General features: G+C 66.0%; 32 protein-coding genes. 21 read left to right on the top strand and 11 right to left on the bottom strand.

The window, feature by feature from the left end; translation table 11 throughout:
* Positions 1 to 111: 111 nt before the first annotated feature.
* Positions 112 to 876: a GAF and ANTAR domain-containing protein gene (locus G6N15_RS13905; protein WP_083087131.1), complete on the top strand. Its 765-nt coding sequence runs from the start codon at positions 112 to 114 to the stop codon at positions 874 to 876.
* A gap of 6 nt (positions 877 to 882) precedes the next feature.
* On the opposite strand, the gene G6N15_RS13900 is transcribed toward G6N15_RS13905, so the two are convergent.
* A complete protein-coding gene (locus G6N15_RS13900; RefSeq protein ID WP_083087156.1) occupies positions 883 to 1539 on the bottom strand; it encodes a cation transporter in 657 nt (218 codons plus the stop codon).
* A 584-nt stretch (positions 1540 to 2123) separates the two neighbouring features.
* On the opposite strand from G6N15_RS13900, the gene G6N15_RS13895 reads away from it, so the two are divergent.
* The 3 genes from G6N15_RS13895 to G6N15_RS13885 all read left to right on the top strand — a co-directional run bounded on the left by G6N15_RS13895 (position 2124) and on the right by G6N15_RS13885 (position 4712).
* Entirely contained in the window at positions 2124 to 2426 is a 303-nt protein-coding gene (locus G6N15_RS13895) for a DUF732 domain-containing protein (RefSeq protein ID WP_163748069.1), read from the top strand.
* 202 nt (positions 2427 to 2628) lie between these two features.
* Positions 2629 to 3534, top strand: a complete 906-nt coding sequence (locus G6N15_RS13890; protein ID WP_083087155.1) for a class I SAM-dependent methyltransferase — start codon at positions 2629 to 2631, stop codon at positions 3532 to 3534.
* On the top strand, positions 3534 to 4712 hold the full coding sequence (locus G6N15_RS13885) for a CaiB/BaiF CoA transferase family protein (RefSeq protein WP_083087129.1): 1179 nt from the start codon (positions 3534 to 3536) through the stop codon (positions 4710 to 4712). Before G6N15_RS13890 ends, G6N15_RS13885 begins: the two co-directional genes overlap by 1 nt.
* Before the next feature lie 2 nt (positions 4713 to 4714).
* On the opposite strand, the gene G6N15_RS13880 is transcribed toward G6N15_RS13885, so the two are convergent.
* The 3 genes from G6N15_RS13880 to G6N15_RS13870 form a co-directional block, all read right to left on the bottom strand.
* Positions 4715 to 5884 (bottom strand): acyl-CoA dehydrogenase, encoded by a 1170-nt coding sequence (locus tag G6N15_RS13880; RefSeq protein ID WP_083087128.1) that lies wholly within the window; start codon positions 5882 to 5884, stop codon positions 4715 to 4717.
* 194 nt (positions 5885 to 6078) lie between these two features.
* On the bottom strand, positions 6079 to 6636 hold the full coding sequence (purE, locus tag G6N15_RS13875; protein WP_372506512.1) for a 5-(carboxyamino)imidazole ribonucleotide mutase: 558 nt from the start codon (positions 6634 to 6636) through the stop codon (positions 6079 to 6081).
* Positions 6617 to 7846 carry a 5-(carboxyamino)imidazole ribonucleotide synthase gene (locus tag G6N15_RS13870; protein WP_083087126.1) on the bottom strand — a complete coding sequence of 410 codons (1230 nt, stop codon included), beginning with the start codon at positions 7844 to 7846 and terminating at the stop codon, positions 6617 to 6619. The genes purE and G6N15_RS13870 overlap by 20 nt, the downstream gene beginning before the upstream one ends.
* Positions 7847 to 7942: 96 nt before the next feature.
* On the opposite strand from G6N15_RS13870, the gene G6N15_RS13865 reads away from it, so the two are divergent.
* Positions 7943 to 8605 (top strand): GtrA family protein, encoded by a 663-nt coding sequence (locus G6N15_RS13865; protein ID WP_083087125.1) that lies wholly within the window; start codon positions 7943 to 7945, stop codon positions 8603 to 8605.
* Here G6N15_RS13865 and G6N15_RS13860 read toward each other — a convergent pair.
* Entirely contained in the window at positions 8560 to 9078 is a 519-nt protein-coding gene (locus G6N15_RS13860; protein WP_083087124.1) for a PH domain-containing protein, read from the bottom strand. The two genes, G6N15_RS13865 and G6N15_RS13860, sit on opposite strands and share 46 nt — an antisense overlap.
* The gene (locus tag G6N15_RS13855) at positions 9078 to 9881 is read right to left on the bottom strand and encodes a biotin--[acetyl-CoA-carboxylase] ligase (RefSeq protein ID WP_083087123.1); all 804 of its coding nucleotides are present in this window, start codon (positions 9879 to 9881) and stop codon (positions 9078 to 9080) included. The genes G6N15_RS13860 and G6N15_RS13855 overlap by 1 nt, the downstream gene beginning before the upstream one ends.
* Before the next feature lie 130 nt (positions 9882 to 10011).
* On the opposite strand from G6N15_RS13855, the gene G6N15_RS13850 reads away from it, so the two are divergent.
* The 9 genes from G6N15_RS13850 (at position 10012) to G6N15_RS13810 (ending at position 17113) form a co-directional block, all read left to right on the top strand.
* Positions 10012 to 11652, top strand: a complete 1641-nt coding sequence (locus tag G6N15_RS13850) for an acyl-CoA carboxylase subunit beta (protein WP_083087122.1) — start codon at positions 10012 to 10014, stop codon at positions 11650 to 11652.
* Positions 11649 to 11906 (top strand): acyl-CoA carboxylase subunit epsilon, encoded by a 258-nt coding sequence (locus tag G6N15_RS13845; RefSeq protein WP_083087121.1) that lies wholly within the window; start codon positions 11649 to 11651, stop codon positions 11904 to 11906. The genes G6N15_RS13850 and G6N15_RS13845 overlap by 4 nt, the downstream gene beginning before the upstream one ends.
* Positions 11903 to 12535: a nucleoside triphosphate pyrophosphatase gene (locus G6N15_RS13840; RefSeq protein ID WP_083087120.1), complete on the top strand. Its 633-nt coding sequence runs from the start codon at positions 11903 to 11905 to the stop codon at positions 12533 to 12535. The genes G6N15_RS13845 and G6N15_RS13840 overlap by 4 nt, the downstream gene beginning before the upstream one ends.
* A 96-nt stretch (positions 12536 to 12631) precedes the next feature.
* The gene (locus G6N15_RS13835; RefSeq protein ID WP_232070231.1) at positions 12632 to 12859 is read left to right on the top strand and encodes a hypothetical protein; all 228 of its coding nucleotides are present in this window, start codon (positions 12632 to 12634) and stop codon (positions 12857 to 12859) included.
* Positions 12860 to 12941: 82 nt separating this feature from the next.
* Complete coding sequence (locus tag G6N15_RS13830) at positions 12942 to 13835, top strand: sulfurtransferase (protein WP_083087119.1); 894 nt, start codon at positions 12942 to 12944, stop codon at positions 13833 to 13835.
* Positions 13832 to 14284 (top strand): SufE family protein, encoded by a 453-nt coding sequence (locus tag G6N15_RS13825; RefSeq protein WP_083087118.1) that lies wholly within the window; start codon positions 13832 to 13834, stop codon positions 14282 to 14284. The genes G6N15_RS13830 and G6N15_RS13825 overlap by 4 nt, the downstream gene beginning before the upstream one ends.
* Positions 14285 to 14352: 68 nt before the next feature.
* A complete protein-coding gene (locus G6N15_RS13820; protein ID WP_083087117.1) occupies positions 14353 to 16146 on the top strand; it encodes an acetyl/propionyl/methylcrotonyl-CoA carboxylase subunit alpha in 1794 nt (597 codons plus the stop codon).
* A 65-nt stretch (positions 16147 to 16211) separates the two neighbouring features.
* Entirely contained in the window at positions 16212 to 16505 is a 294-nt protein-coding gene (locus G6N15_RS13815; protein WP_083087116.1) for a hypothetical protein, read from the top strand.
* A 152-nt stretch (positions 16506 to 16657) separates the two neighbouring features.
* A complete protein-coding gene (locus G6N15_RS13810) occupies positions 16658 to 17113 on the top strand; it encodes an STAS domain-containing protein (RefSeq protein ID WP_083087115.1) in 456 nt (151 codons plus the stop codon).
* Here G6N15_RS13810 and G6N15_RS13805 read toward each other — a convergent pair.
* Both G6N15_RS13805 and G6N15_RS13800 read right to left on the bottom strand, forming a co-directional pair.
* The gene (locus tag G6N15_RS13805) at positions 17084 to 17875 is read right to left on the bottom strand and encodes an RNA polymerase sigma factor SigF (protein WP_083087114.1); all 792 of its coding nucleotides are present in this window, start codon (positions 17873 to 17875) and stop codon (positions 17084 to 17086) included. The genes G6N15_RS13810 and G6N15_RS13805 overlap by 30 nt on opposite strands.
* Entirely contained in the window at positions 17872 to 18306 is a 435-nt protein-coding gene (locus tag G6N15_RS13800) for an ATP-binding protein (protein WP_083087153.1), read from the bottom strand. Before G6N15_RS13800 ends, G6N15_RS13805 begins: the two co-directional genes overlap by 4 nt.
* A gap of 82 nt (positions 18307 to 18388) precedes the next feature.
* On the opposite strand from G6N15_RS13800, the gene G6N15_RS22765 reads away from it, so the two are divergent.
* From G6N15_RS22765 to usfY, 5 genes are all read left to right on the top strand, one after another.
* A complete protein-coding gene (locus G6N15_RS22765; RefSeq protein WP_170295377.1) occupies positions 18389 to 18538 on the top strand; it encodes a hypothetical protein in 150 nt (49 codons plus the stop codon).
* 132 nt (positions 18539 to 18670) lie between these two features.
* Complete coding sequence (locus G6N15_RS13795) at positions 18671 to 18856, top strand: hypothetical protein (RefSeq protein WP_083087113.1); 186 nt, start codon at positions 18671 to 18673, stop codon at positions 18854 to 18856.
* A 236-nt stretch (positions 18857 to 19092) separates the two neighbouring features.
* Complete coding sequence (gene mbp1, locus G6N15_RS13790) at positions 19093 to 19338, top strand: microaggregate-binding protein 1 (RefSeq protein WP_083087112.1); 246 nt, start codon at positions 19093 to 19095, stop codon at positions 19336 to 19338.
* Positions 19339 to 19494: 156 nt separating this feature from the next.
* Entirely contained in the window at positions 19495 to 19920 is a 426-nt protein-coding gene (locus G6N15_RS13785; protein ID WP_083087111.1) for a hypothetical protein, read from the top strand.
* A 45-nt stretch (positions 19921 to 19965) separates the two neighbouring features.
* Positions 19966 to 20268, top strand: coding sequence for a protein UsfY (usfY, locus tag G6N15_RS13780; protein ID WP_179961746.1), 303 nt, complete (start codon positions 19966 to 19968; stop codon positions 20266 to 20268).
* Between the two features lie 18 nt (positions 20269 to 20286).
* On the opposite strand, the gene G6N15_RS13775 is transcribed toward usfY, so the two are convergent.
* The 3 genes from G6N15_RS13775 to G6N15_RS13765 all read right to left on the bottom strand — a co-directional run bounded on the left by G6N15_RS13775 (position 20287) and on the right by G6N15_RS13765 (position 22636).
* Positions 20287 to 20673 (bottom strand): hypothetical protein, encoded by a 387-nt coding sequence (locus tag G6N15_RS13775; protein ID WP_083087110.1) that lies wholly within the window; start codon positions 20671 to 20673, stop codon positions 20287 to 20289.
* A 148-nt stretch (positions 20674 to 20821) separates the two neighbouring features.
* Positions 20822 to 22150: an L-lysine 6-transaminase gene (lat, locus tag G6N15_RS13770; RefSeq protein WP_083087109.1), complete on the bottom strand. Its 1329-nt coding sequence runs from the start codon at positions 22148 to 22150 to the stop codon at positions 20822 to 20824.
* 33 nt (positions 22151 to 22183) lie between these two features.
* A complete protein-coding gene (locus tag G6N15_RS13765) occupies positions 22184 to 22636 on the bottom strand; it encodes an Lrp/AsnC family transcriptional regulator (RefSeq protein ID WP_083087108.1) in 453 nt (150 codons plus the stop codon).
* Between the two features lie 30 nt (positions 22637 to 22666).
* Between G6N15_RS13765 and hglS the strand changes: the two genes are divergently transcribed.
* Both hglS and amaB read left to right on the top strand, forming a co-directional pair.
* On the top strand, positions 22667 to 23914 hold the full coding sequence (gene hglS / locus G6N15_RS13760; protein WP_083087107.1) for a 2-oxoadipate dioxygenase/decarboxylase: 1248 nt from the start codon (positions 22667 to 22669) through the stop codon (positions 23912 to 23914).
* Positions 23911 to 25425, top strand: a complete 1515-nt coding sequence (amaB, locus tag G6N15_RS13755; protein ID WP_083087106.1) for an L-piperidine-6-carboxylate dehydrogenase — start codon at positions 23911 to 23913, stop codon at positions 25423 to 25425. The genes hglS and amaB overlap by 4 nt, the downstream gene beginning before the upstream one ends.

Below are 25425 nucleotides of genomic sequence, written 5' to 3'. Positions count from 1 at the left end.
AGCGTAGTTCGGCGATCGAGTACACCGAACGTCGCGGGCTGTGGTCTAACCGCATTTTCACCGTATCACTGTTCGACAACTGCACCTTGCGAGAACACGTAGCCTGGGCCAATGAATGAGGACTTGCACTCGTTGTCGCGAGAGCTGGCCGAGGTGGGCCGGCTCGTCGACGACGACGATGTGACCAGCGTGGTCGACCGGATGGTCAGACGCGCTGTGCGCACCATCCCTGGCTGTGAACACGCGACGGTGACCGTGGAGGTCAGCCCGGGAAAACTGGAAACCGTGTACGGCGGTGAGATCACCGCGCTGGCGCACACTGCGGACGAACCTCGCCCCTGGCCAGGCCCGATTCTGGACGCTGTGCGCTACCGCGAGCCGCGCCGAATCGAGGATGCCGAGACCGAACAGCGCTGGCCCGGGTTTCCGGAGCGGATGCGGCAGGCTGGGTTTCGCAGTTGCCTGGCATTGCCGCTACCGGCGTATCGCCGGCCGTCGGTTGGATGCACGCTGTTCTCGCCTCGCCCCAACCAGTTCACCGAGCACGTGATGGACCTGGTAATGCTGTTCGCTTTGCACGCCGGTACCACATTCGACAATGCCGCCCTCTACAACGATTCACGACAGCTGGTCGACCACTTGCATTCGGCGTTGGCCACGCGAGATCTGATCGGGCAGGCCAAAGGGCTGCTGATGCGCCATTACTCCTGTGACCCGGATGCTGCGTTCGATATGTTGCGGCGCGTTTCCCAGCATCGCAACGTCAAGATTCGGCATCTGGCCGCCGAGCTGGTCGAGGCGCACCGACAGGGCAGGCTCGAACCGTTGTTGCACACCTGGTTCGAGGAGCATCCCGACTTCGCAGCGGCGACCTAACGTCCGTCAGCAGCCGCAGTCGTCGCCGTGCCAGGAGCGCACACCCTGCCACACCGCGACCGCGGCGATCGTCAACCCGACCGCGGGGTCCAACCACCAACCGCCGGGCCACGCGGCGGTGACCACCAGGCCGACCAGCACCGCGGCCGCCTGCGCACCGCACAAGTGGTTCTGAATTCCTTCACCAGTGGTGGCCGCCGAACCCAGCATCGCGCCGAGTCGCTGCTTGGCCCGGCCCAGCATCGGCATCACCACCAACGCGGCGGCCGTCAAGACGATGCCGATCACCGACCGCTCAGCGTGATGCCCACCAAGCAGGTCGCGCACTGATTCAGCGGCGATGTAGGGGGCGGTCAGCCAAAACGACACCGCCACCCCGCGCTGGGCGCGTCGTTCGGCGGTCTCGGACAGCGTGCGCCACCCGGTGAACCGCCACAGCACCATCACGCTGGCCAGGGCCTCCGGCGCGCTGCCCAGCGCCCATCCGGTCAACGCGATAGACCCGACGGCAAGCCCTTGCCACAGCCCCAGCGCACCCTCGGCCAGCATCGCGGCCAGGCTGATCCACGCCAGCCGCCTGGCCCATCGCGCAGCCCTATGCCAGGCCGCATCCCGGGACGGCGCCGTCGGCGTGGCGAGCTCAGTGGGACGAGGGGTGGTCACCACGCGATAGTAAAGGCAGATCCGAGGGTCTCTCGACCGGCGCGCTCGGAGCAGCGCCTATCCGGTAGCCGGGCGCAGTGAGCCAGGTTTAGTACGCGCGGGGTATGGCCGAAACCGAGTTCGAAAAGTTTGACGACGCAGCTTCCGTGGAAGCGATCAGCGGCTCGAGCACCGCGGCGCACATGCCCCTTGCGTACGTAGACGTCTGTGCGCTGTGGAGTCGACCATGCGGCCGCGTCTTTCGACGGTCAGCAAATTTCTAGAATGTCACCGCACTGGCGTCGGCGCTGGCTACGCTTTTATTACGCGGTTTTCGGGGCTGCTCCAACAGGTTCGACAGGAGCTGACAATGACCGAGTACAAAAACCCAACCAAGCCCCAAAAGAAACAGGGTGCGCACGCACCAATCATGGAAATCTCCGGGAAGCGTCTTAAAGCCCGGGCAAGAAGCGCCCAGAACTTCGCAAACTTCTAAAGGCCGGGCATACGGCGTCGATCAAGGATTCCGACCGGCACTTCGCCTGGTCGGCCTCTGCCACCCTCCAGCACGACTGAGGAGGTCACAAATGAGGAGGTCACTAGTTGTGGCGACAATCGCTGGCACGAGTGCGCTAGCTATCTTCGCCGCTCTACCGGCAATTGTCATAGGAGTAGCCCGCGCCGACGAGTACTCCTTCTTGGAGGACATGGAGTCGGCTGGCTTCGTCAACCAAGGTGGGAACGGCGCCGAAATCGGGGTGGGCTACCACATCTGCGCGGAGATCGCTGCCGGCACATCGCCGTCGCAGGCTGCGCGCGAACTATGGCTGGACAGCCACTTAAACGAGTACGAGGCCGCACAGTTCGTGCGCATCGCGGTCCATGATCTCTGCCCGGAAACCGTGTGAGGTTGGTTAGCGAAGACTTGGCGTAGGACACACAAGCCACCGGCATAGCGAAGCTTCCAGGGCTTCACCGCACCGGCGGAGGTAGTAGTTCGCGCTCCGCTCCGCAAATCGTCGCTGCCCAAGCTTGCCGACCGGCATGAGAACGACGACAAATGCTTAGGCGATGAATCTGATTGCTGCGCTTGTCGTTAGGCTGACGACCATGGCGCGCACCGATAACGACACCTGGGACCTGGCAACGAGCGTGGGGGCCACCGCCACCATGGTGGCCGCGGGCAGAGCCCGCGCCACGAGAGCGGGACTCATCGACGATCCGTTCGCCGAGCCGCTGGTGCAGGCCGTCGGCATCGACTTCTTCACTCGTTGGGCGGCCGGCGAACTGGACGCCGCCGAAGTCGACATCGCCGACCACCCGTGGGGCATGCAGCCGATGACCGATCTGCTGGCCGCACGAACCCGGCTCATCGACACGTTCTGCGCCGATGCGGTGGCGGCGGGTATTCGTCAGGTCGTCATCCTGGCCTCGGGCCTCGACGCCCGCGGCTACCGGCTGTCGTGGCCGGCGGGAACGACCGTGTTCGAGATCGATCAACCGCAAGTCCTGGAGTTCAAGGCCACCACGGTGGCCGCGCTGGGCGCCGAGCCGACCGCCAACCTGCGGACGGTGCCGATCGATCTGCGACACGACTGGCCGTCGGCACTGCAGCACCCAGGGTTCGACGCCAACCGGCCGACGGCCTGGATCGCCGAGGGACTGCTGGCATTCCTGCCGCCGGAAGCCCAGGACCGCCTGCTGGACAACATCACTGCGCTGAGCGCCGGCGGCAGTCGGCTGGTCGCGGAGATCTTCTTGAACTCGCCGGAATGGCTGGAGGTCATGCACGCCGCAGCGCAGAAATGGTACGAGCACGGCCTGGACGCCCACATCGACGACCTCTGGTATTTCGGCGAGCGTCATGACGTCTCGACTTACCTGGACCAGCACGGCTGGCGCACCGTGCGCACCCGCTCCAGCCAGGTGTTGGCCGACAACGGATTACCAGTGCCGCCGCCCATCAACGGCGAGACCGAAAACTACTACTGCACCGCGGTGCGGGGCACAGACTGATGCCAAATTGCAACGCGCCCAAGCCACTTGACGGGTTTCGGGTGCTCGACTTCACCCAGAACGTGGCTGGTCCGCTGGCGGGTCAGGTGCTCGCCGACTTGGGCGCTGAAGTCATCAAGATCGAGGCGCCGGGCGGTGACGCTGCCCGGCAGATCACCGCTGTCCTTCCCGGACGCCCACCGCTGCCCACGTATTTCCTGCCCAACAATCGGGGCAAGAAATCGGTGACCGTCGACCTGGCCTCCGACGAAGCCAAGCAGCAGATCCTGCGACTCGCCGACACCGCCGACGTCCTGCTCGAGGCCTTTCGTCCCGGCGTCATGGAAAGACTCGGGTTAGGTCCCGACGAATTGCGTTCGCGAAACCCGAAACTCATCTATGCGCGGCTAACAGCCTATGGCGGCAACGGCCCCAACGGCGACCGGCCGGGAATCGACCTGATGATTCAGGCGGAGGCCGGCATGACCTCGGGGATGCGCACCCCCGATGGTAAGCCGCAGCTCATCCCGTTCCAGTTGGTCGACAACGCCAGTGGTCACGTGCTGGCCCAGGCAGTGCTCGCCGCTCTGCTCAACCGCGAACGACACGGCGTCGCCGATGTCGTCAGCGTGGCCATGTACGACGTCGCGGTGAACCTGCAAGCCAACCAGCTCACCATGCACCTGAACCGGCCCACCGGCCAGACCCCGGTTACTAAGCCAAAGCCGAAGGGGCGCAAAACTGTTGGCTTCGCCAGCCAGCCATCGGATGCGTTCCGCGCCGCCGACGGGTACGTCGTGATCAGCGCCTACACACCGAAACACTGGAAGCTGCTGTGCGAAACCATCGGTCGCCCGGACCTATTGCAAGACGAGAGGTTCCACGACCAGCGCTCGCGGTCCATCCATTTCGCGGAGCTGACCGAGGAGCTGGAATCCACCCTGACCACTAAGACGGCCGCCGAGTGGGTTGATTTATTGTGCGGCAGAGGGCTAATGGCATGCCTGGTTCACACCTGGAAGGAGGTCGTGGACACTCCGCTCTTCGCGGAAAACGATCTGGCGCTGCGCGTCGGCTCTGGTGAGGACACCATCACGGTGATCCGCACGCCGGCGCGGTACTCCACCTTCACCGCCGCCGCCACCGACCCGCCACCGGCGGTGGGTCAGAACAACGACGAATACCTCAACGCACCGTAGCCTCAGCGCAGCACGTGCCGTGACATCACCACGCGCTGAATCTGGTTGGTGCCCTCGTAAATCTGGGTGATTTTGGCGTCGCGCATAAACCGCTCGACCGGAAAGTCGGTGGTGTAGCCGGCACCACCGAACAGCTGCACGGCGGACTCCGTCACATCCATGGCGGTGTCAGAGGCAAAGCACTTCGCTGCGGCGGAGATGAATCCGAGATTCGGCTCGCCGCGTTCGGCGCGGGCGGCGGCGTTGTAGACCATGAGCCGGGCCGCTTCGACTTTCATCGCCATATCGGCGATCTCGAATTGCACACCCTGGAACTCCGAGATCGACTTGCCGAACTGCTTGCGGTCCTTGGTATAGGCAATCGTGGCGTCCAACGCGCCCTGCGCAATACCCACGGCCTGCGCACCGACGGTCGGGCGAGTGTGATCAAGGGTCTGCAACGCGGTCTTGAACCCTGTGCCGGGTTCACCGATGATCCGATCGCCCGGGATGCGGCAGTTCTCGAAGTACAGCTCGGTGGTCGGAGAGCCCTTGATGCCCATCTTCTTTTCCTTGGGCCCGATGGAGAACCCTTCGTCGTCCTTGTGCACCATGAACGCCGAGATACCGTTGGGGCCCTTGTCCGGATCGGTCACCGCCATCACGGTGTACCAGGTGGATTTGCCGCCGTTGGTGATCCAGCACTTGGTGCCGTTGAGAATCCAGTCGTCGCCGTCGGCTTTGGCTCGGGTCCGCATCGATGCCGCGTCGCTGCCGGCTTCGCGCTCACTCAATGCGTAGGACGCCATCGCCCCTTCCACCGCCAGTGACGGCAACACCTGCTTCTTGAGCTCCTCCGAGCCCTGCAGGATCAGGCCCATGGTGCCCAGCTTGTTTACGGCCGGGATCAGCGAAGCAGAAGCGTCGACACGCGCCACTTCTTCGATCACGATGCACGTCGCCACCGAGTCCGCGCCCTGTCCGCCGTACTCCTCTGGCACGTGCACCGCATTGAAGCCCGCCGCGTTCAGTGCCGACAGCGCCTCCTCGGGGAACCGGGACTGCTCGTCGACCTCGGCCGCGTACGGTGCGATCTCTTTTTCCGCCAGCGCGCGGATCGCCGCGCGCAGTTCTTGGTGTTCCTCGGGCAGTTGGAATAGGTCAAACGACGGATCTCCGGCCCACCGAGCCATGATGGCCTCCTTGCACTTCGACTTGATTGCCCGGCCCCTGCTCGGGCCGCTGTCCGGCCCGCATCATCAACCGAGCAGTGCTTGCTTTGCCCGGGCTATCCCTCGGGCTTGCTGCCCGGCCCGCATCGTCGCCGGGCTCTGCTTGATTGCCCGGCTCCTCCTCGGGCCGCTGCCCGGCCCGCATCGTCGCCGGGCTACCGGCCGGTAACTTTACCGTGCCGGCTTTTGAGGTCCGCATCCTTGGCTCGCACCGTCTGCGCCAACTGCTCCTGAAACGCCACGATCCGCGACCGCAACCCTGGATCGGAGCACCCCAGAATCCGCACCGCCAGCAGGCCCGCGTTGCGGGCACCGCCAATCGACACCGTCGCCACCGGCACCCCGGCAGGCATCTGCACTATCGACAGCAGCGAATCCAGGCCGTCCAGCCGGGCCAGCGGCACCGGCACCCCGATGACCGGCAGCGGCGTCGCCGAGGCCACCATTCCGGGAAGGTGGGCGGCGCCACCCGCGCCGGCGATGATCACCTCGATGCCACGGTCGGCGGCCCCGCGGGCGTAGTCGAGCATCAAACCGGGCGTGCGATGCGCCGAGACCACGCCGATCTCGAACGGCACCTCGAACTCGTCGAGCGCAGTGGCGGCGTCCTGCATCACGGACCAATCGCTGTCGCTGCCCATGATCACCCCGACCCGGGACGTGTTAGCCATCTGAGTCCCATCCGTCTTGCATTTAGCGCCGCTCCTCAGCATCGCTGCGCTCTGCGTCGCCAGCGAGCCACTGCCCGTGTGACAACCAGTGTGCCGCCAGGGCGGCGCGCTCACGAAGATTCGCCACGTCTGCAGGGTCGGAGCCCAGGAAGTTGACGTGCCCGATCTTGCGGCCGGGCCGCTCGCCCTTGCCGTAGAGGTGAACCCGTGCCTCCGGCATCCGCGCGAACAAATGGTGCAGCCGCTCGTCGACCGTCATCGTCGGCGTTTGCGCGGCGCCCAGCACATTGGCCATCACCGTCACCGGCACGGTGGCGTCGGTGTCGCCGAGCGGATAGTCCAGCACCGCGCGCAGGTGCTGCTCGAACTGGCTGGTACGGGCGCCATCCATAGTCCAGTGCCCGGAGTTGTGCGGCCGCATCGCCAGCTCGTTGATCAGTAACCGGCCGTCGGTGGTCTCGAACAGCTCGACCGCCAGTACCCCGACGACGCCCAGTTCGGCCCCGAGCCGTAACGCCAGGTGCTGCGCCTCGGCGCCGAGGTCGTCGTCAAGCTCGGGCGCCGGCGCGATGACCTCGACGCAGATGCCGTCGCGCTGCACGGTCTGCACCACCGGCCAGGCCGCGCCCTGACCGAACGGCGAGCGCGCCACCAGCGCGGCGAGCTCGCGACGCATCTCGACCCGCTCTTCGACCAGCACCGACACGCCGCTGGCCAAAAACTCGCCCGCGATGCCACGGGCTTGGGCCAAGTCGCCGGCCATCCGCACACCGCGGCCGTCGTAGCCGCCGCGCACCGCCTTGACCACGATCGGACCGCCGACTCGAGCGGCAAAGGCGTCAATCGCGTCCAAGTCGTCGAGGCGATCGACGCTGGCGTAGCGCGGCACCGGGGCGTCCAGCGCGGAAAGTCGCTCCCGCATCACGAGCTTGTTCTGGGCGTGCACCAACGCATGCGGCGGTGGTGCCACGTTGACGCCCTCGGCGACCAGCTTCTCGAGCAGCTCATTGGGGACGTGCTCGTGGTCGAAGGTCAGCACATCCGCGCCGGCGGCAACGCGGCGCAGGTCATCCAGGTCGGTGTGCGATCCGACAACCACGTCCGGGCTGACCTGAGCGGCGGGGTCGTCCGGCGCGGCGGCCAACACTCGCAGCGTCTGGCCCAGGGCGATCGCAGCCTGATGGGTCATCCGCGCCAGCTGGCCGCCGCCGACCATGGCGACCAGCGGTGCAGCGATGGGGGTACCGGGCACGCAATCATCGTGTCATGACCGGCTGAGCGGGGCATTTAGCGGCGTTAACACGCACCGCGACGCACCGGTGGCCCGCAATACGTAGACTGCGACATTGTGTCCTTTGCCGATGCCACGATCGTGCGGTTGCCGCGGGTGGTCCGGTCCTACGTCGAACGCCATCACGAACTGATCAAGTTCGTCATCGTCGGGGCCACCACGTTCGTCATCGACTCGGCGACCTTCTACACGCTCAAGCTGACCATTCTGGAGCCCAAGCCGGTGACCGCCAAGGTCATCGCCGGCATCGTCGCGGTCATCGCGTCGTACATCCTCAACAGGGAGTGGAGCTTCCGGCATCGCGGCGGCCGGGAACGCCACCACGAGGCGCTGCTGTTCTTCGCGTTCAGCGGGGTGGGCGTGTTGCTGTCGATGGCGCCGCTGTGGTTCTCGCACTATGTCCTGCAGGTGCGGGTGCCGACGGTGTCGCTGACCGTGGAGAACATCGCCGACTTCATCTCCGCCTACATCATCGGCAACCTGCTGCAGATGGCCTTCAGGTTCTGGGCCTTCCGGCGCTGGGTGTTCCCCGACGAGTTCGGTCGTAGCTCGGAGAAGGCTCTGGAATCGGCGCTGACCGCCGGCGGGATCGCCGAAGTCTTCGAGGACAACATCGAAGAAGGCGGCACCGTCACGCTGCTGCGTGCGTGGCGGTCGCGCCGCAACCGGTTCGCTCAGCTGGGCGATTCTTCGGATCCGAGTGTGTCGAAAACCTCGTGATACAGCAGCGCGTGCACTTGCCGTACGCGCGGAATGTCGTAGAACTCCAACGGCTCTTGTGACGCCGATTCGATGATCAGCGTGCCGGCGCGCAACATCCGGTCGACGATGCCGTGCCGGAACTCCACGCTGTTGATCCGGGCGAGCGGGATGTCGATTCCGCTGCGGGTCAGCACCCCGTGCCGATACATCACCCGCCGGTCGGTGATGACGAAATGCGTTGTCAGCCAAGCTAGGAACGGCCACAGCGTCAGCCACCCGACGACCACAAGCCAGATCGCCCAGATGACCGCGAAGATCACGTTCTTGGCGCTCGGATCCCAGTGCTTGGTGTTGATGAATCCGGCGACGAAGGACGCCAGACCGGTCGCCAGGATGATCACGGTGACCGCTCCGATCAGGCGCTTCCAGTGTGGATGGCGGTGCAAAACCACCTGCTCGCCGTCGGCCAGCACGTTGTCGGGGTAGCGCATCAGTGCGCGGCCCGCAGGTGGGTGATGTCGCCGGCCGATATCGCCACGGTCTGTCCACCGGTGTCGACCAGCAGCCGGCCCATCTCGTCGACGGCTTGGGCGATGCCGAGCACTTCACGGTCACCGGGCAACGTGGCCTTGACCCGGCGCCCTAGCGTCAGGCTGTGGCGCTGGTAGTCGGCGAGCAGTGCCGGGTCAGCGCCGGCCGCGGTGCGCCAAGCATCGATACGGCCAGCCAGCTCGCGAAGAATCCTGTGCGCCAACGTGTTTCGATCCGTCATCGATGACCCCAGCATCGCCAGCGAAGTCGCGGCCGGATCCGGTGCTTCGTCGGCGGTCAAGGTCACATTGAGCCCTAGCCCGATCACGATCACCGGCCCGGCGCCACCGACTTCGGTCAGGATCCCGGCCAGCTTGCCGTCGTTGACCAGCACGTCGTTCGGCCATTTCACGCCGGCCGTGACGTCGGCCACCGCGGCCAGTGCGTCGACCACCGCAAGCCCGGTCGCCAGGGGCAGCCAGCCCCACGCCGATCGGGCGACCGAGGCGCCGTTCACGCCGACCGACATCGCGATCTGCGCGCGGGGCGGTGCCAACCAGTGCCGGCCATGACGGCCACGGCCGGCGTTCTGGTATTCGGCGAGCAGCACACACCCGTCGATGTCTTCGCCGGCCGCCACGCGGGCCAGCAGATCGGCATTGGTAGAACCGGTTTCCTCGACGACGTCGAGCTGACGCCACGGCAGCCCCGGCCCGACCAAGCCGTCGCGCACGGCTGCGGCATCCAATGGCGGGCGGGGCATGTCGGTCCTCGAGGGTGAGCTCAGGGCTTCCACTGTGCGCTGACGGCGGAACTTTCGCAAAGATCCCGCCCTAGAAACGCACTCGACGCGATTAGGATCGCAATTTAAGGGACCGCTAAGATCGGCAGCCATGACGAGCGCTACCGATCACCACGCCGAACCCGCTGCCGAGCACACCGTCGACATCCACACCACGGTCGGCAAGCTGGCTGAACTGCGCAAGCGCCTCGACGAGACGCTGCACCCCGTCGGCGTCGAGGCCGTCGACAAGGTGCACGCCAAGGGCAAGCTGACCGCCCGCGAGCGCATCTACGCGCTGTTGGACGAGGGGTCGTTCGTCGAGCTCGACGCCTTGGCCCGGCACCGCAGCACGAACTTCGGGCTGGACGCCAAGCGTCCGCTCGGCGACGGTGTGGTCACCGGCTACGGCACCATCGACGGCCGCGACGTGTGCATCTTCAGCCAGGACGCCACCGTGTTCGGCGGCAGCCTCGGCGAGGTCTACGGCGAAAAGATCGTCAAGGTGCAAGAGCTGGCGATCAAGACCGGGCGGCCGCTGATCGGCATTAACGACGGGGCCGGCGCGCGCATCCAGGAAGGCGTGGTCTCGCTTGGCTTGTACAGCCGGATTTTTCGCAACAACATCCTGGCCTCCGGCGTGATCCCGCAGATCTCGCTGATCATGGGCGCCGCGGCGGGTGGCCACGTCTACTCCCCCGCCCTGACCGACTTCGTGGTGATGGTCGACCAGACCAGCCAGATGTTCATCACCGGCCCGGACGTGATCAAGACGGTCACCGGCGAGGACGTGACCATGGAGGAGTTGGGCGGCGCCCACACGCACATGGCCAAGTCAGGGACGGCGCACTACGTCGCGTCCGGCGAGCAGGACGCGTTCGACTGGGTTCGTGAACTGTTGAGCTACCTGCCGCCCAACAACTACGCCGATCCGCCGCGCTACGCCGTGCCGATTCCCGAGGGCGCCACCGAGGACAACCTCACCGCAGAGGACCTCGAACTCGACACGCTGATTCCGGATTCAGCGAACCAGCCCTACGACATGCATGAGGTGATCACCCGCATCCTCGACGACGATGAGTTCCTCGAAATCCAGAACGGTTATGCCCAGAACATCGTCGTCGGGTTCGGTCGCATCGACGGCCGCCCGGTGGGCATCGTCGCCAACCAGCCCACCCAATTCGCCGGCTGCCTGGACATCAACGCGTCGGAGAAGGCCGCCCGCTTCGTGCGGACCTGCGACTGCTTCAACATCCCGATCGTCATGCTGGTCGACGTGCCAGGTTACTTGCCGGGCACTAATCAGGAATACAACGGCATCATCCGTCGCGGCGCCAAGCTGCTCTACGCCTACGGCGAAGCCACCGTGCCCAAGATCACCGTGATCACCCGCAAGGCCTACGGCGGTGCCTACTGCGTGATGGGGTCCAAAGACATGGGCGCCGACGTCGCGGTGGCCTGGCCGACGGCGCAGATCGCTGTGATGGGCGCCTCCGGCGCAGTCGGATTCGTCTATCGCCAGCAGCTCGCCGAGGCAGCCAAGAACGGTGAGGACGTCGACGCGCTGCGGTTGAAGCTGCAGCAGGACTACGAGGACACCTTGGTCAACCCCTATATCGCGGCCGAGCGCGGCTACGTCGACGCGGTTATCGCGCCGTCGCACACCCGCGGCTACGTCGCGACCGCCCTGCGGCTGCTGGAACGCAAGATCGCCCAGCTGCCGCCCAAGAAGCACGGGAACATACCGCTATGAGTGAGTCGCACGACGGCCAAGGCCACGAGCTGCAGCACGACGGGCACGAGCCGCACATCGAGGTCGTCAAAGGCAACCCGACCGAAGAAGAACTCGCCGCGCTGATCGCGGTGCTGGGCACCGCAAGTGGCGGCCCAGCAGAGCCTGCGCGGCCCGAACGCAACATGTGGGGGCATCCCGTCGACAAGCTGCGGTACCCGGTCTTCAGCTGGCAGCGCGTCACGTTGCTGGAACGGGTCCACATGAAGCGGTGACCCGCTTGGTCCTGGGGTCCGCTTCACCGGGCCGGCTAAAGGTGCTGCGCCAGGCCGGCATCGAACCGCTGGTGCGCGTATCCGGTGTCGACGAGGACGCGGTCACTGCCGAGCTCGGCCCGAATGCCTCACCCGCGCAGGTTGTCTGCGCGCTGGCCCGCGCCAAGGCCGAGCGGGTTGCGGCCATCCTGGAGCCCGCGTTTGCAGCGGATTGCGTTGTGGTCGGCTGTGATTCGATGCTGCACATCGACGGCCGGTTGTGCGGCAAGCCAACTGCTGCTGACGAGGCGCGCCAGCAGTGGCAGGCTATCAGCGGCCGGTACGGACAGCTTTATACCGGTCACGCGATCCTGCGGCTGCTCGACGGTGAGTGCATTCAGCACGCCGACGAAACAGCCACTACCACAGTGCATTTCGGTGTACCCACCGCAGAAGAGTTGACCGCCTACATCGACAGCGGCGAACCGTTGCACGTGGCCGGCGGATTCACCATCGACGGCTTGGGCGGCTGGTTCGTCGACAGTATCGACGGCGACCCGTCCAACGTGATCGGCTTGAGTCTCCCCCTGCTGCGCCGGCTTCTGGGCCGCGTCGGATTGTCGGTCGCTGCACTGTGGCAACGGCGTTGATCGTGACCAGATCGCAATAGGACCGCAACACAACCGAAGCGGGGCGCCCCGAACGCGCTCGCGCGGTTATCCGGTCCTGCGCCCGACACTTGAGCGATGCCGGTGGAAGAAACCATGTGGGACATTCGGGTATCGCCCGATATCGACCGTTATGACGTGGCACGGCTTCGCGTGGCGCTGGCCGAGGCCATCTGCAGACAGTTAGCGCCAGGCAAGCGACTTCTGCGAGTGGTCACTTGGTCACCCAACGGCGGCGCATTGTTTCGGCCGGCGCGCGATGCTCAACGCTTCGCCGTGGCGTACGAAGTCGCGCTGAGCGTCTGAGGTAGTCCCGCCCCATCGCCGAGGCGCCAGTGTCGATCTCGGCGCTTGTCCTGCGGCTGGCCGTCGTGAGTAGGCTCAAGGTGTGCCGCTGCCAGAAGATCCCAGCCCCACACTCGCCGGCTACGCCCACCCCGAACGACTGGTCACCACCGACTGGCTGGCAGCCAATCTGGGCAGACCCGGCCTGGCGATTGTCGAGTCCGACGAAGACGTACTGCTCTACGACGTCGGCCACATCCCCGGCGCGGTCAAGGTCGACTGGCACACCGATCTCAACGACCCGCGAGTGCGCGACTACATCAACGGTGAGCAGTTCGCCGGGTTGATGAACCGCAAGGGCATCCACCGCGAGGACACGGTGGTGATCTACGGCGACAAGAGCAACTGGTGGGCAGCGTATGCGCTGTGGGTGTTCACGTTGTTCGGCCACCCGGACGTGCGGCTGCTCAACGGCGGACGCGACCTGTGGCTGGCCGAAGGCCGCGAAACCACCCTGGATGTGCCGAGCAAAACCTCCACCGGTTATCCGGTGGTGCAGCGCAACGACGGGCCGATCCGCGCGTTCAAGGACGACGTGCTCGCGTCGCTGGGTTCCCAGCCGCTGATCGACGTGCGCTCACCACAGGAGTACACCGGCGAACGCACGCACATGCCCGACTATCCGGAAGAGGGTGCGCTGCGCGGCGGCCACATTCCCACCGCGATCCACATCCCTTGGGGCAGAGCGGCCGACGAGAGTGGCAGGTTTCGCAGCCGCGAGGAGCTGGAGAAGATCTACGGCTTCATCAAGCCCGACGACAAGACGATCGTCTATTGCCGCATCGGTGAGCGATCCAGCCACACCTGGTTCGTGCTGACGCATCTGCTCGGCATCCCCGAGGTGCGCAACTACGACGGATCGTGGACGGAGTGGGGCAACACCGTGCGGGTGCCGATCGTGGCCGGCGAAGAACCGGGAGAAGTAGCGGTCCTATGAGCTTGCCCGCTCCGCTGGCTGAGGTGGTGTCCGACTTCGCTGAAGTCCAGGGCCAAGACAAGTTGCAGCTGTTGCTGGAATTCGCCAATGAGCTGCCGCCCATACCCGCCGATCTCCAAGAAGCGGCGATGGAGCCAGTGCCCGAATGCCAAACCCCGCTATTCCTGCATGTCGACGCCAGCAACCCGCAGCGCGTGCGGCTGCATTTCAGCGCGCCGGCCGAATCGCCCACGACCCGCGGTTTCGCCTCGATCCTGGCCACCGGTCTCGACGAACAACCGGCGGCCGACATCCTCGCGGTGCCGGACGACTTTTACGCCGACCTGGGCCTGGCGGCCTTGATCAGCCCATTGCGGCTGCGCGGTATGTCGGCGATCCTGGCCCGTATTAAGCGGCACCTCCGCGAGTCGAATGGGGCACTGGCTGATCCACCCGCCAGCCGCCGCTAAACTTCCCCCGGCATACTTGTAAGAAATTTTCTTAGAGACGCCGAACAGACCCTCAGACAGGAGGCGCAGTGCCTAGTCACGCCAGCTCGAAGATCGCCAAGGTACTCGTCGCCAACCGCGGTGAGATCGCCGTCCGGGTGATCCGCGCGGCCAAGGATGCCGGCCTGCCCAGCGTGGCGGTGTATGCGGAGCCGGACGCCGACGCGCCGCACGTCCGCCTGGCCGACGAGGCGTTTGCGCTTGGTGGTCAGACGTCGGCGGAGTCCTACCTGGACTTCGGCAAACTGCTCGACGCCGCCGCGAAGTCCGGTGCCAACGCGGTCCACCCCGGCTACGGGTTCCTTAGCGAGAACGCCGACTTCGCGCAGGCGGTCATCGACGCGGGCCTGATCTGGATCGGGCCCAGCCCGCAGTCGATCCGCGACCTCGGGGACAAGGTCACCGCGCGACACATCGCTGCGCGGGCTCAGGCGCCGCTGGTGCCGGGCACCCCGGACCCGGTGAAGGACGCCGACGAGGTGGTCGCGTTCGCCGAGGAGTACGGGGTGCCGATCGCGATCAAGGCCGCTTTCGGCGGCGGCGGTAAGGGCCTCAAAGTGGCCCGCACGATCGAGGAAATTCCGCACCTCTACGAGTCGGCGGTGCGCGAGGCGGTCGCAGCGTTCGGCCGCGGCGAGTGCTTTGTCGAGCGCTATCTGGACAAGCCGCGCCACGTCGAGGCGCAGGTGATCGCCGACCAGCACGGCAACGTGGTGGTGGCCGGTCTGCGCGACTGCTCGCTGCAGCGCCGCTACCAGAAATTGGTCGAGGAGGCGCCGGCACCGTTCCTCACCGACGCCCAGCGCAAGGAGATTTACGAAGCGGCCAAGCGTATCTGCAAGGAAGCCCACTACTACGGCGCGGGCACCGTGGAGTTCCTGGTCGGTCACGACGGGCTGATCTCGTTCCTGGAGGTCAACACCCGGCTGCAGGTCGAGCACCCGGTCACCGAGGAAACCGCGGGCATCGACCTTGTGCTGCAGCAGTTCAAGATCGCCAACGGCGAGAAACTCGACATCACCGAGGACCCGACGCCGCGCGGGCATGCGTTCGAGTTCCGCATCAACGGCGAGGACGCCGGTCGCAACTTCCTGCCCGCGCCGGGTCCGGTGACGAAGTTCCACCCGCCGTCCGGCCCGGGCGTGCGTGTGGACTCCGGCGTCGAGACCGGTTCGGTGATCGGCGGGCAGTTCGACTCGATGCTGGCCAAGCTGATCGTGTACGGCGCCGACCGCGAGGAGGCGCTGGCGCGGGCCCGCCGCGCGCTCGATGAGTTCGAAGTCGAGGGCCTGGCCACGGTGATCCCGTTCCACCGGGCGATCGTGCGCGACCCGGCGTTCATCGGCGACGAGAACGGCTTCTCGGTGCACACCCGCTGGATCGAAACCGAGTGGAACAACACGATCGAGCCGTTCACCGGCGGCGAGCCGCTGGACGAGGAGGACGCCCGGCCGCGGCAGAAGGTGGTCGTGGAGGTCGGGGGTCGTCGGCTGGAGGTGTCGCTGCCCGCCGACCTGGCGCTGTCCAACGGCGGCGGCTCCGAGAGCGGTGTTATCAGGCGCAAGCCCAAGCCACGCAAGCGCGGCGCACTGGCCGGTGCCGCGGCCTCTGGTGACGCCGTGACCGCCCCCATGCAGGGCACCGTGGTCAAAGTCGCCGTCGAAGAAGGCCAAGAAGTCAGCGCCGGTGATCTGGTCGTGGTCTTGGAGGCGATGAAGATGGAAAACCCGGTCACCGCGCACAAGGACGGCACCATCACCGGGCTCGCGGTTGAGGCCGGGGCCGCGATCACGCAGGGCACAGTTCTCGCGGAGATCAAGTAGCCGAGCCGGACATCGAGCCCCGTCCGGCGACCGATGCAGAGCGCAGCGATGGGGAGGAGCCGGACTTGGAAGCTATCGAGATCAACGCCGGGCGGTGGTACCTGCGGGCGCTGCATCTCGATGACTGGTCGTCGGACACCCGGTACACCTGGGCGATCTGTGAGGCGACGACGGGCCAATCGCTGGGCGAGGTAACGCTGAGCCCGGCGACTGGCGCCATCGATACCCGAGCAAGCGAGGGCCATACCGCAGCTGCAGCAGCCGCCGCCGACTCGGTGCGGCGGTTCGCGACCGCCGTCGTTCCTGGTAATCGGGGCAATCGCGGCGAAGGCGTTGTCGGCCCATCCCGGTCCGAGTAAGGTTTTTGGCAGGTTGAGTTCACAGCCGCCTGGACAACGTCAATGACGTGCAGGGAGGCGAACTCCCTGCCACGAAGGGGCAATCCTCTTAATTGACCCTCTTAATTGACGTGATCCACAGCACGAATTTTCGTCGACTGATGGAGTCACCTATGCCTGTCGTGAGGACCGCAGGGTCTGCGGGCGCGACTGCGGGCGCAGACGCCGCATTTCCGTCTCAACCCTGGGAAAACCGCACCGCGCGTTTTACCGTCCACTGGGGGCCGTCGGCCGCCGTGATCGCCGCGCACGGCGAGCTCGACGCCGCCAATGCCGGTCAGCTCGCCGATTACGTGCAGCGCTGCGCCGCCTTCTCCAAGCTGCTGGTCTTGGACCTCAGCGGCGTGGAATTCTTTGGGACAGCAGCGTTTTCGGCCCTGCACACGATCAATGTGCGCTGCGCCGGAGCCGAGGTGCGCTGGGCGGTAGTGCCCAGTCGCGCGGTTTCTCGGCTGTTGCGGATCTGCGACCCCGAGCACGCGCTGCCGATCGCGGAGTCAATGGATGCGGCGATGGCCGCCGCCGACGAACCGCGCCGCCTACTCCAGCTGGTCCCGCAGTCTCGCTAACGATTTAGCCAGCAGACGGGACACATGCATCTGCGAGATGCCGACCCGCTCGGCGATCTGGGTCTGCGTCATCGACTCGAAGAACCTGAGCACCAACACCGTCCGCTCCCGTTCGGGCAGCGCGTCCAGCAGCGGACGCAAGGCCTCGCGGTTTTCGATCCGCTCTAGGCCGGTGTCCACGTCACCGAGGGTGTCAGCGATGGCGCGGGCATCATCGTCCGCGCTGCCGCCGCCACCGCTGTCGATCGACAACGTGTTGTAGGAGCTGCCCGCAACCAGTCCTTCGACGATTTCCGTACGGTCCATGTCGAGTTCGTCTGCGAGCTCGGTGGCGGTAGGTGCTCGGCCCAGCCGTTGAGACAAGTCGGCGGTAGCAGTGCCGAGTCGCAAGTGCAGTTCCTTCAGGCGCCGCGGCACCTTCACTGACCAGCTGTTGTCGCGAAAGTGTCGCCGGACCTCCCCCATGATGGTGGGCACCGCGAACGACACGAAGTCCGAGCCGGCTTCGACGTCGAAGCGGACCACCGCGTTGACCAGCCCGACCCGCGCTACCTGAACGAGGTCGTCGCGCGGCTCGCCGCGGCCCTCGAATCGGCGGGCGATGTGATCGGCGAGTGGGAGGCAGCGCTCGACGATTTTGTCGCGCTGCCGCTGGAATTCCGGTGAGTTCGGTGGGAGGCTGGCCAGTTCACGGAACAGGTCGGGAACGTCGGCGTACTCATTCTGTCGTGAACCAGAACCGCCGACAGCTCGCGCTGTCACCTGGTGGAGCCCGCCCGTCGTGTGGTCAAGGTGATCCCGAATACGCCCCCGCCTTCCGGCTGGCTGCCGTCACGGAAGGTCTGTACGCCATCCGTCAGCGAAGTCAGGACATGCCAGCTGAAGCTACCGGGAGTCACCACGTCGTAGGTTTGACAGGTGGTCGACGCCTCCACCACGAGCTCGTCGTCTCGCGGGTCCACCACCAGCACCAACGTCGCCTCCGGTGTGGCTGAGCGAATCAACCTGGTACAGACCTCGTCGACCGCCAGCCGCAAGTCGGCCACCGCATCGAAATCGAGGTCTTCGAAGGTGCCAACCGCCCCGACCAGTGTGCGCAGCACTGCCAAATTCTCCAGCCGCGCAGCGACCCGGAGTTCGACCGCACGGTCGCCTCGTTGCTGCTTTTCGCCGCGCGCTTCTGCATCGGCCATGTGGTCTCCCAGCATTGTGTGACCGAGATTATCTCCAAGGCGGAGCCGGTTAGTCATGACCACCTCCGGGTATGCGGTCCGCATGGACGAGGCCGACACAACCGGCACGGCCCGCACGCGCAATCTTGGGCGCGTGGCGCTGATAGCAGTAATCACGCTGGTCGTCTTGATCCTGGTTGCGGTAGGTATCTATGTCATCGCGTTTGTGATTCTGTCCCCAATGATGGGCTGACCACGGCACTAGGACATAGCCGACCGCCTGCGAGTTCGTCATCGTGCACAGTTCATACCCGCTCACCGTCGTTTGTAACCAGTGATCCGGGCCGCAGTTTCGGCTAGGGCGGCCAGGGGAAAGGAGACACAGATGCCCGAACGCACCGACGAGACGCCCGTCGCCGACGCCGTCGAGCAGGACCAAGAAACCGCGCCGGAGCCAACCAGCCCGGCGCATGCCGACATTCCCATCGAGGTCCCCATGGAGGCCAATGCCATGGATTGGCAGGAACAACTGCATGAAGTCGTCGAGGATGACCGCGACGAGTATCGGTAATCGCCGGGCGATGTGTTTGCGGGCAGCCCGCGGTGGGAAATCTCGCTGACGGTCGGGGATAGCGGCTGCAGAGGAGGCCAAGATGTCGCAGGCACGTGACCGAAGCGTCGCGACCGTGTCGACCGCCTTCCACTCCGTAGCGTGCAGAACCGCGCGACGCTCAAGAAGAGGGCGAAAAGCTCGGTACGCCTACGCAAAGCCACGAGGGCGTGCCATTAACGCGGAAAGGAAGATACATGGGTGAGAACAGTGGCCCCGGCGAAGCCGTGCGGGGCATCGTTGAGGGCGTCAAAGGCCTGGTCAAAGAGGTCATAGGCACGGTCACTGGCCGCGACAACCTGTCCCAGGAGGGTCAGGCGCAGCAGGACAAGGCCAGGGCGCACCGCGATGCCGCCCGCAAGGAAGCCGAGGCTGAAAAGGCGCGCGCTGAGGCCAAAGCCAAAGAGCAACGCCAGAAGGCCACCCAACAGCGCGAGCAATAAGACCCGCCTGAAAGCAAAAGGCCCAGCCGATCGGCTGGGCCTTTTGGCGCTCGAAACACCCGGGATCAACCGCACGCCGCCGCCCCACTAAAACCGACGTTTTGATCGTTCAACGCTGCCGTAAAAGTGAGACCAAGACACCTAGGCTTAGTTGATATGAGTGGTGAGCTGAGGCAGATCCTGCTGCGGACTGTTGTGCTTCTGGCGTCCTGGGCGGTCGGATTGCTGGTGGCGGCGTGGGTGGTTCCGCGGGTTTTCCTGTCGGCCCCCGGGTTCATCGCTGCCGTAGTGATTTTCGCGGTCACGCAGGCCGTGCTGTCATGGTGGATTTTGAAGTTGCCGCGTGCATACGCCTCGCTGCTGCTGGGCAGCACCGGCTTGGCGTTGACGCTTCTCGCGCTGATTCTCGCCTCCGGATTTACTGACGGGCTGCGCATCAGCGGGATCGCGCCATGGGTGGCCGCGACGCTTGTGGTCTGGCTCGTGACAACGGTCGGAGCAGTTTTGCTGCCCGACGTGCTAATCCGCGACCAAGCCGGGGTCACGCGCCCGATTGCGCAACATGCGCCAAGTGACGAATAAGTAGCAAAATGGTCGTTATCTCGTCCGGCGACGGAGGGAGGCGTGGTGGGAGACATCCATCGAGATCCCATTGATCATTTCCGGACCACGCAACCGCATGCCGGGATCACGATGAAAGACAACCTCTTCTGGCCCGGCTTCATCCTGCTGGTCATCGCAGTACTGGGGGTGGTCAGCACGCTGGCCGCCGCCGCCTACCGCCATTACGAGTGGCTCCCCACGACGGTGCTGGTTGCGGTGCTGGGAACGGTCAACGGGGCGCTATGGCTGGTGTTGGAGCGTCGGCGCGTGCTCCGCATCGACGAAGAGTGGCGCGTGGAACGCCGGCCGGGGCAGCGCACTGTCTAACGGCGTAGCCGATGCCGGTCAGCCGGCAAGTGCTGGGCCCGCGATTGGCGGGACGCCCATGGTGAGCGTCAGCAACATCAGCATCAGCAAGAACCAGCCGGCGCCCTGCCAGGCCCACCAGGTGCCGCGGTCACGCCACACTCGGTAGGTGCGCAGAAACGCCCAGCCTCCTCCTGCCAATAAAATGACTGGCCCGCCGAAAGCCAACAGCGCCCGTTGCGGCGCCCCACACGCCGCGGTGTCCAGCGCCATCTGGCCTTTACAGGTGCTGACCCACAAAGCGGCCACGATAAGAAAACCGACGCCGGCCGCCGCCGCCAAAAGCGCAAACCGCACCGCCGCCTGGACCTCGCTGTCCTCTTGGCCGAGGCGGTCACCGGGTGAATGCTGCCGTGGGTTTTGCATGGTCGATCACTTGTCCTGCTGGATTGCTCTTACATCATCGTCTGATCCGGCGCATCAGTTACATCGCGCTGACGCCTCCTGGCCCTGACTGCTTAGAGCGCACATCGGATACCCGCCGGTTACCGCAGGTAAACCGTCCCGAGACCAATCAAGCGAGGTCCTCGAGCGCGTGGCGGACAGCGGCCACCGCCTGGTCGATTTCGGCACGCGATACCGTCAGCGCCGGGCGGAAACGCACGCTGTCGCAACCGCTGGGCAGAACGATCACCCGCCGCTGCCATAACCCGCGGATCAACTCGTCGCGGGCGGTGGTGGTCGGCACGCTGAACGCGCACATCAGCCCGCGGCCGCGGACGTCGAGCACTAAACCCGGAAACTCGGCGGCGAGTTCGTCGAGTCGGGCACGCAGATAGCGGCCGTGTTCGGCGGCGCGGGTGAACAGGCCGTCGGCCTCGATGACCTCGAGGATGCGCCGCGCCCGCACCATGTCGACGAGATTGCCGCCCCAGGTCGAGTTGAGCCGCCCGGGCACGCTGAACACGTTGTCGGCGATCTCGTCGACCCGCCGCCCGGCCATCACCCCGCACACCTGCGTCTTTTTGCCGAACGCCACCACGTCCGGCGCGACTTCCAGTTGCTGGTAGGCCCACGGGCTCCCCGTCAACCCGCACCCGGTCTGTACTTCGTCGAAGATCAGCAGCGCGTCGTATTCGTCGCACAGCTCGCGCATGGCGGCGAAGAACTGCGGCCGGAAGTGCCGGTCGCCGCCTTCGCCCTGGATGGGTTCGGCGATAAAGCAGGCGATGCCGTTCGGGTGCGCCTCGAACGCCGCCCGGGCCTGGCGAAGCGATTCAGCTTCCAGCGCCTCCATATCGGCCCCGGGCCGCACGAACGGCGCGTCGATGCGCGGCCAGTCGAACGTCGGGAAACGCGCCACGTTGACCGGCCGGGTATTGGTCAGCGACAGCGCATAGCCGCTTCGGCCGTGAAACGCCCCGCGCAGGTGCAGCACCCCGGTACCGAGCGCGGGGTCGATGCCGTTGGCCTCGTTGTGCCGGCTCTTCCAGTCGAACGCCACCTTGAGCGCGTTCTCGACCGCCAGGGCACCACCCTCGATGAAAAACAGATGCGGCAGCGCCGGGTCGCCCACGACGCGGGTGAAGGTCTCGACGAAGCGGGCCATCGGCACGGAGTACACCTCGGAGTTGCTGGGCTTGTTCACCGCGGCCTCGGCCAGTTCGGCACGGAACGCCTCGTCGTCGGCCAGCGCCGGATGGTTCATGCCCAACGCCGAGGAGGCGACGAACGTGAACATGTCGAGGTAGCGCCGTCCGTCGCGGGCGTCGACCAGATATGAGCCGGCCGAGCGGCGCAGGTCCAGCACGAAGTCGAAGCCGTCAAGCAGGATGCTGCGTGCCAGCAGATCGTGGACGCGGCCGGCTTCCAACTGTTGGTCCGTGCGCGCCAGAACAGTCATATCTGGATGATAGCTGGCCGGATATCGTAAAAATTACGGTACAACCTGCCGTCCACTGTAAAACGTCCGTAAAATGATCGTGCTGCGGGTTTGGACATTCGCGGTGGTCCGGATCCGTTGCAGCAGGTCCTCCAGCGCCCGCGCGGACTCGACGCGCACCAGCAGGATGTAGCTCTCCTCGCCGGCCACCGAATGGCACGACTCGATTTCCGTGAAGTGCTCGAGCAGGGCAGGCGCATCATCAGGTTGAGAGGGATCGAGAGGGGTGATGGCCACGAACGCCGACAGCATATTGCCCACCGCCTCGGGGTTGATCCGCGCCGAGTACCCCAACACCACACCCCGAGACTCCAGCCGACGCACCCGGGACTGCACCGCCGACACCGACAGCCCCGCGCTGGCAGCCAACTCCGAAAGCGTCGCCCGTCCGTTGACGACGAGCTCGCGCACCAGAGTCCGGTCGATGTCGTCGAGCTTGTCACCCATGGCCGGAGAGTATCCCAGCAGCGAGGCCCGATGAGCCGCTCCAAAAGGTTGGAAATATGGCAGCTGCGGGCGAGATTCGCCACCGCGCTGTCGGCGATGTACGGCGCAGAAGTTCCGGCTTACACCATGCTGGTGCGGGTAAGCGAGCAGGTCAACCGCGACTACCTGGCGCGCCATCCGGCCGCCGAGCGGCTGGGCTCGCTGGAGCGGGTCACCGCCGAGCGCCACGGCGCCATCCGGGTCGGCAGCCCGGCCGAACTCGCCGCAGTCGCCGACCTGTTCGCGGCGTTCGGCATGGTCCCAGTCGGCTACTACGACTTGCGTACCGCCGCGTCGCCAATCCCTGTGGTGTCCACCGCATTTCGCCCGGTCGACAACGGCGAGCTGGCGCGCAATCCGTTTCGGGTGTTCACGTCCATGCTCGCGACGCGGGATCGCCGGTTCTTCGCTGACGAGCTGCGCCGCCGGGTGGAGACCTTTGTGGGTCAGCGTCGATTGTTCGACCCGGCACTGATCGCCCGCGCTCGCCAGATCGCAGCCGACGGCGGATGCGACGCCCGCGAGGCTGACGAATTCGTGGCGCAAGCGGTGGCGGCGTTCGCGCTCTCCCCTGAGCCGATCGATCGTGATTGGTATGACGAGCTGTCGCGGGTGTCCGCGGTGGCCGCCGATATCGCCGGGGTCGCATCCACCCACCTCAACCACCTGACGCCGCGGGTGCTCGACATCGACGAGCTGTATCGGCGGATGACCGCCGGCGGCATCGCGATGATCGACACCATTCAGGGACCGCCTCGCACCGATGGCCCGCAAGTTCTGTTGCGCCAGACGTCTTTTCGAGCGCTCGCCGAACCGCGTCGGTTCCGGTTGGACGACGGGACCGTCATCGAGGGCACCTTGCGGGTGCGGTTCGGTGAGGTGGAGGCCCGCGGTGTCGCGCTGACGCCCAAGGGCCACCGACGCTATGACGCGGCGATGGCCGCCCCTGACCCAGCGCAGGTGTGGGCCCGGTACTTTCCGTCGACCGACGTCGAGATGGCTGCTCAGGGGCTGGCCTACTACCGCAGCGGCGACCCGTCGAAACCCGTTGTCTACGAAGACTTCTTGCCGGCATCGGCAGCCGGCATCTTTCGCTCCAACCTCGACAGCGACGCGGAGGCTGCCCAAGTCGCCGACGATTCCGGCTACAGCCTGGGATGGCTAACCGCCGCGATCGACCGACCCATCTACGACCCCTACGCACTGTACGAAGCATCCGCCCAGGAGACTGCCGCATGAGACTGCCCACCGCAGAAGATTTACGCGCCCGGGTACGCCAGGCGCTGGAGGCGATCGGCGCCGACGTGATCCTGGGTGCGCCGGGCCAGCCCGGCCTGCCGGCACGCACCCCAATCACCGGCGATGCGCTGTTCACCATCGCGCCCAGCACGCCCGCAGAGGTCGATCAGACCATCGCAGCTGGCGCACAAGCGTTTTCGACGTGGCGAGCCACCCCTGCGCCGGTACGCGGCGCGCTGGTGGGCCGCCTTGGCGAACTGCTGACCACACACAAGGCCGATCTCGCCACCTTGGTCACCGTGGAGGCCGGCAAGATCACCTCCGAGGCGGCAGGTGAGGTGCAGGAGATGATCGACATCTGCCAGTTCGCCGTCGGCCTGTCGCGCCAGCTGTACGGGCGCACCATCGCTTCCGAGCGTCCGGGACATCGGCTGCTGGAGACCTGGCACCCGCTGGGTGTGGTTGGGGTAATTACCGCATTCAACTTCCCGGTGGCGGTCTGGGCGTGGAACACCGCGGTGGCGTTGGTGTGCGGCGACACCGTGGTGTGGAAGCCCTCGGAGCTGACGCCGGTGACCGCGCTGGCCTGCCAGGCGCTGGTCGCCCGGGCGGCCGAAGATGTGGGCGCACGGTCCGCGGTCAGCGGCCTGCTGCTGGGCGGTCCCGACGTCGGCCAGCAGCTGGTGGACGACGAACGCATCGCGCTGGTGTCGGCGACCGGCTCAGTGCGGATGGGCCAGCAGGTCGGCCCCCGGGTGGCACGACGCTTCGGGCGAACGCTGCTCGAGCTCGGCGGGAACAACGCCGCGATCGTGACACCGTCGGCCGACCTTGAGCTGGCGGTGCGCGCCATCGTGTTCGCCGCGGCCGGCACTGCCGGGCAGCGCTGCACGACGTTGCGCCGGCTGATCGTGCACCGGTCGATCGCCGACGAGGTGGTGGAACGCGTCCTGGCCGCCTACCGGCAGCTGCGCATCGGTGATCCGTCGGCGCAGGGCACGCTGGTCGGGCCGCTGATCCACGAGAAGGCCTACGCCGACATGGTCAAAGCGCTGGAGCAGGCCCGCGGCGACGGCGGCGAGGTCGTCGGCGGTGAGCGCCACGGGCCACAGGGTGCGTATTACGTCTCGCCGGCACTGGTGCGGATGCCGGCGCAAACCGCGATTGTGGCAACCGAGACGTTCGCGCCGATCCTCTACGTGCTGATCTACGACGATTTCGACGACGCAATAGCGCTGAATAACGGCGTCCCACAAGGGCTTTCCTCGGCGATCTTCACCGCCGACGTGCAGGAGGCCGAGCGTTTCATCGACGAATCCGACTGTGGCATCGCCAACGTCAACATCGGCACTTCGGGGGCGGAGATCGGCGGAGCGTTCGGCGGCGAAAAGCAGACCGGCGGCGGGCGCGAATCCGGTTCCGATGCATGGAAGGCGTATATGCGTCGCGCCACCAACACCGTCAACTACTCGTCGCAGTTACCGCTTGCCCAGGGCGTGCGGTTCACATGA

The sequence above is a fragment of the Mycobacterium noviomagense genome (assembly GCF_010731635.1).
Taxonomy (GTDB): domain Bacteria; phylum Actinomycetota; class Actinomycetes; order Mycobacteriales; family Mycobacteriaceae; genus Mycobacterium; species Mycobacterium noviomagense.
Note: the sequence above shows the minus strand (reverse complement) of the source record. Positions and strands in the feature narration are given on the sequence as shown.

Bases quoted from the DNA above. Each gene is read 5' to 3' on its own strand.
- G6N15_RS13905 (WP_083087131.1), top strand. From the start codon at position 112: ATGAATGAGGACTTGCACTCGTTGTCGCGAGAGCTGGCCGAGGTGGGC.
- G6N15_RS13890 (WP_083087155.1), top strand. From the start codon at position 2,629: ATGGCGCGCACCGATAACGACACCTGGGACCTGGCAACGAGCGTGGGG.
- G6N15_RS13885 (WP_083087129.1), top strand. From the start codon at position 3,534: ATGCCAAATTGCAACGCGCCCAAGCCACTTGACGGGTTTCGGGTGCTC.
- G6N15_RS13880 (WP_083087128.1), bottom strand. From the start codon at position 5,884: ATGGCTCGGTGGGCCGGAGATCCGTCGTTTGACCTATTCCAACTGCCC.
- purE (WP_372506512.1), bottom strand. From the start codon at position 6,636: ATGCTGAGGAGCGGCGCTAAATGCAAGACGGATGGGACTCAGATGGCT.
- G6N15_RS13860 (WP_083087124.1), bottom strand. From the start codon at position 9,078: ATGCGCTACCCCGACAACGTGCTGGCCGACGGCGAGCAGGTGGTTTTG.
- G6N15_RS13855 (WP_083087123.1), bottom strand. From the start codon at position 9,881: ATGCCCCGCCCGCCATTGGATGCCGCAGCCGTGCGCGACGGCTTGGTC.
- G6N15_RS13850 (WP_083087122.1), top strand. From the start codon at position 10,012: ATGACGAGCGCTACCGATCACCACGCCGAACCCGCTGCCGAGCACACC.
- G6N15_RS13845 (WP_083087121.1), top strand. From the start codon at position 11,649: ATGAGTGAGTCGCACGACGGCCAAGGCCACGAGCTGCAGCACGACGGG.
- G6N15_RS13835 (WP_232070231.1), top strand. From the start codon at position 12,632: ATGCCGGTGGAAGAAACCATGTGGGACATTCGGGTATCGCCCGATATC.
- G6N15_RS13825 (WP_083087118.1), top strand. From the start codon at position 13,832: ATGAGCTTGCCCGCTCCGCTGGCTGAGGTGGTGTCCGACTTCGCTGAA.
- G6N15_RS13810 (WP_083087115.1), top strand. From the start codon at position 16,658: ATGCCTGTCGTGAGGACCGCAGGGTCTGCGGGCGCGACTGCGGGCGCA.
- G6N15_RS13800 (WP_083087153.1), bottom strand. From the start codon at position 18,306: ATGGCCGATGCAGAAGCGCGCGGCGAAAAGCAGCAACGAGGCGACCGT.
- G6N15_RS22765 (WP_170295377.1), top strand. From the start codon at position 18,389: ATGGACGAGGCCGACACAACCGGCACGGCCCGCACGCGCAATCTTGGG.
- G6N15_RS13795 (WP_083087113.1), top strand. From the start codon at position 18,671: ATGCCCGAACGCACCGACGAGACGCCCGTCGCCGACGCCGTCGAGCAG.
- mbp1 (WP_083087112.1), top strand. From the start codon at position 19,093: ATGGGTGAGAACAGTGGCCCCGGCGAAGCCGTGCGGGGCATCGTTGAG.
- G6N15_RS13785 (WP_083087111.1), top strand. From the start codon at position 19,495: ATGAGTGGTGAGCTGAGGCAGATCCTGCTGCGGACTGTTGTGCTTCTG.
- G6N15_RS13775 (WP_083087110.1), bottom strand. From the start codon at position 20,673: ATGCAAAACCCACGGCAGCATTCACCCGGTGACCGCCTCGGCCAAGAG.
- lat (WP_083087109.1), bottom strand. From the start codon at position 22,150: ATGACTGTTCTGGCGCGCACGGACCAACAGTTGGAAGCCGGCCGCGTC.
- G6N15_RS13765 (WP_083087108.1), bottom strand. From the start codon at position 22,636: ATGGGTGACAAGCTCGACGACATCGACCGGACTCTGGTGCGCGAGCTC.
- hglS (WP_083087107.1), top strand. From the start codon at position 22,667: ATGAGCCGCTCCAAAAGGTTGGAAATATGGCAGCTGCGGGCGAGATTC.
- amaB (WP_083087106.1), top strand. From the start codon at position 23,911: ATGAGACTGCCCACCGCAGAAGATTTACGCGCCCGGGTACGCCAGGCG.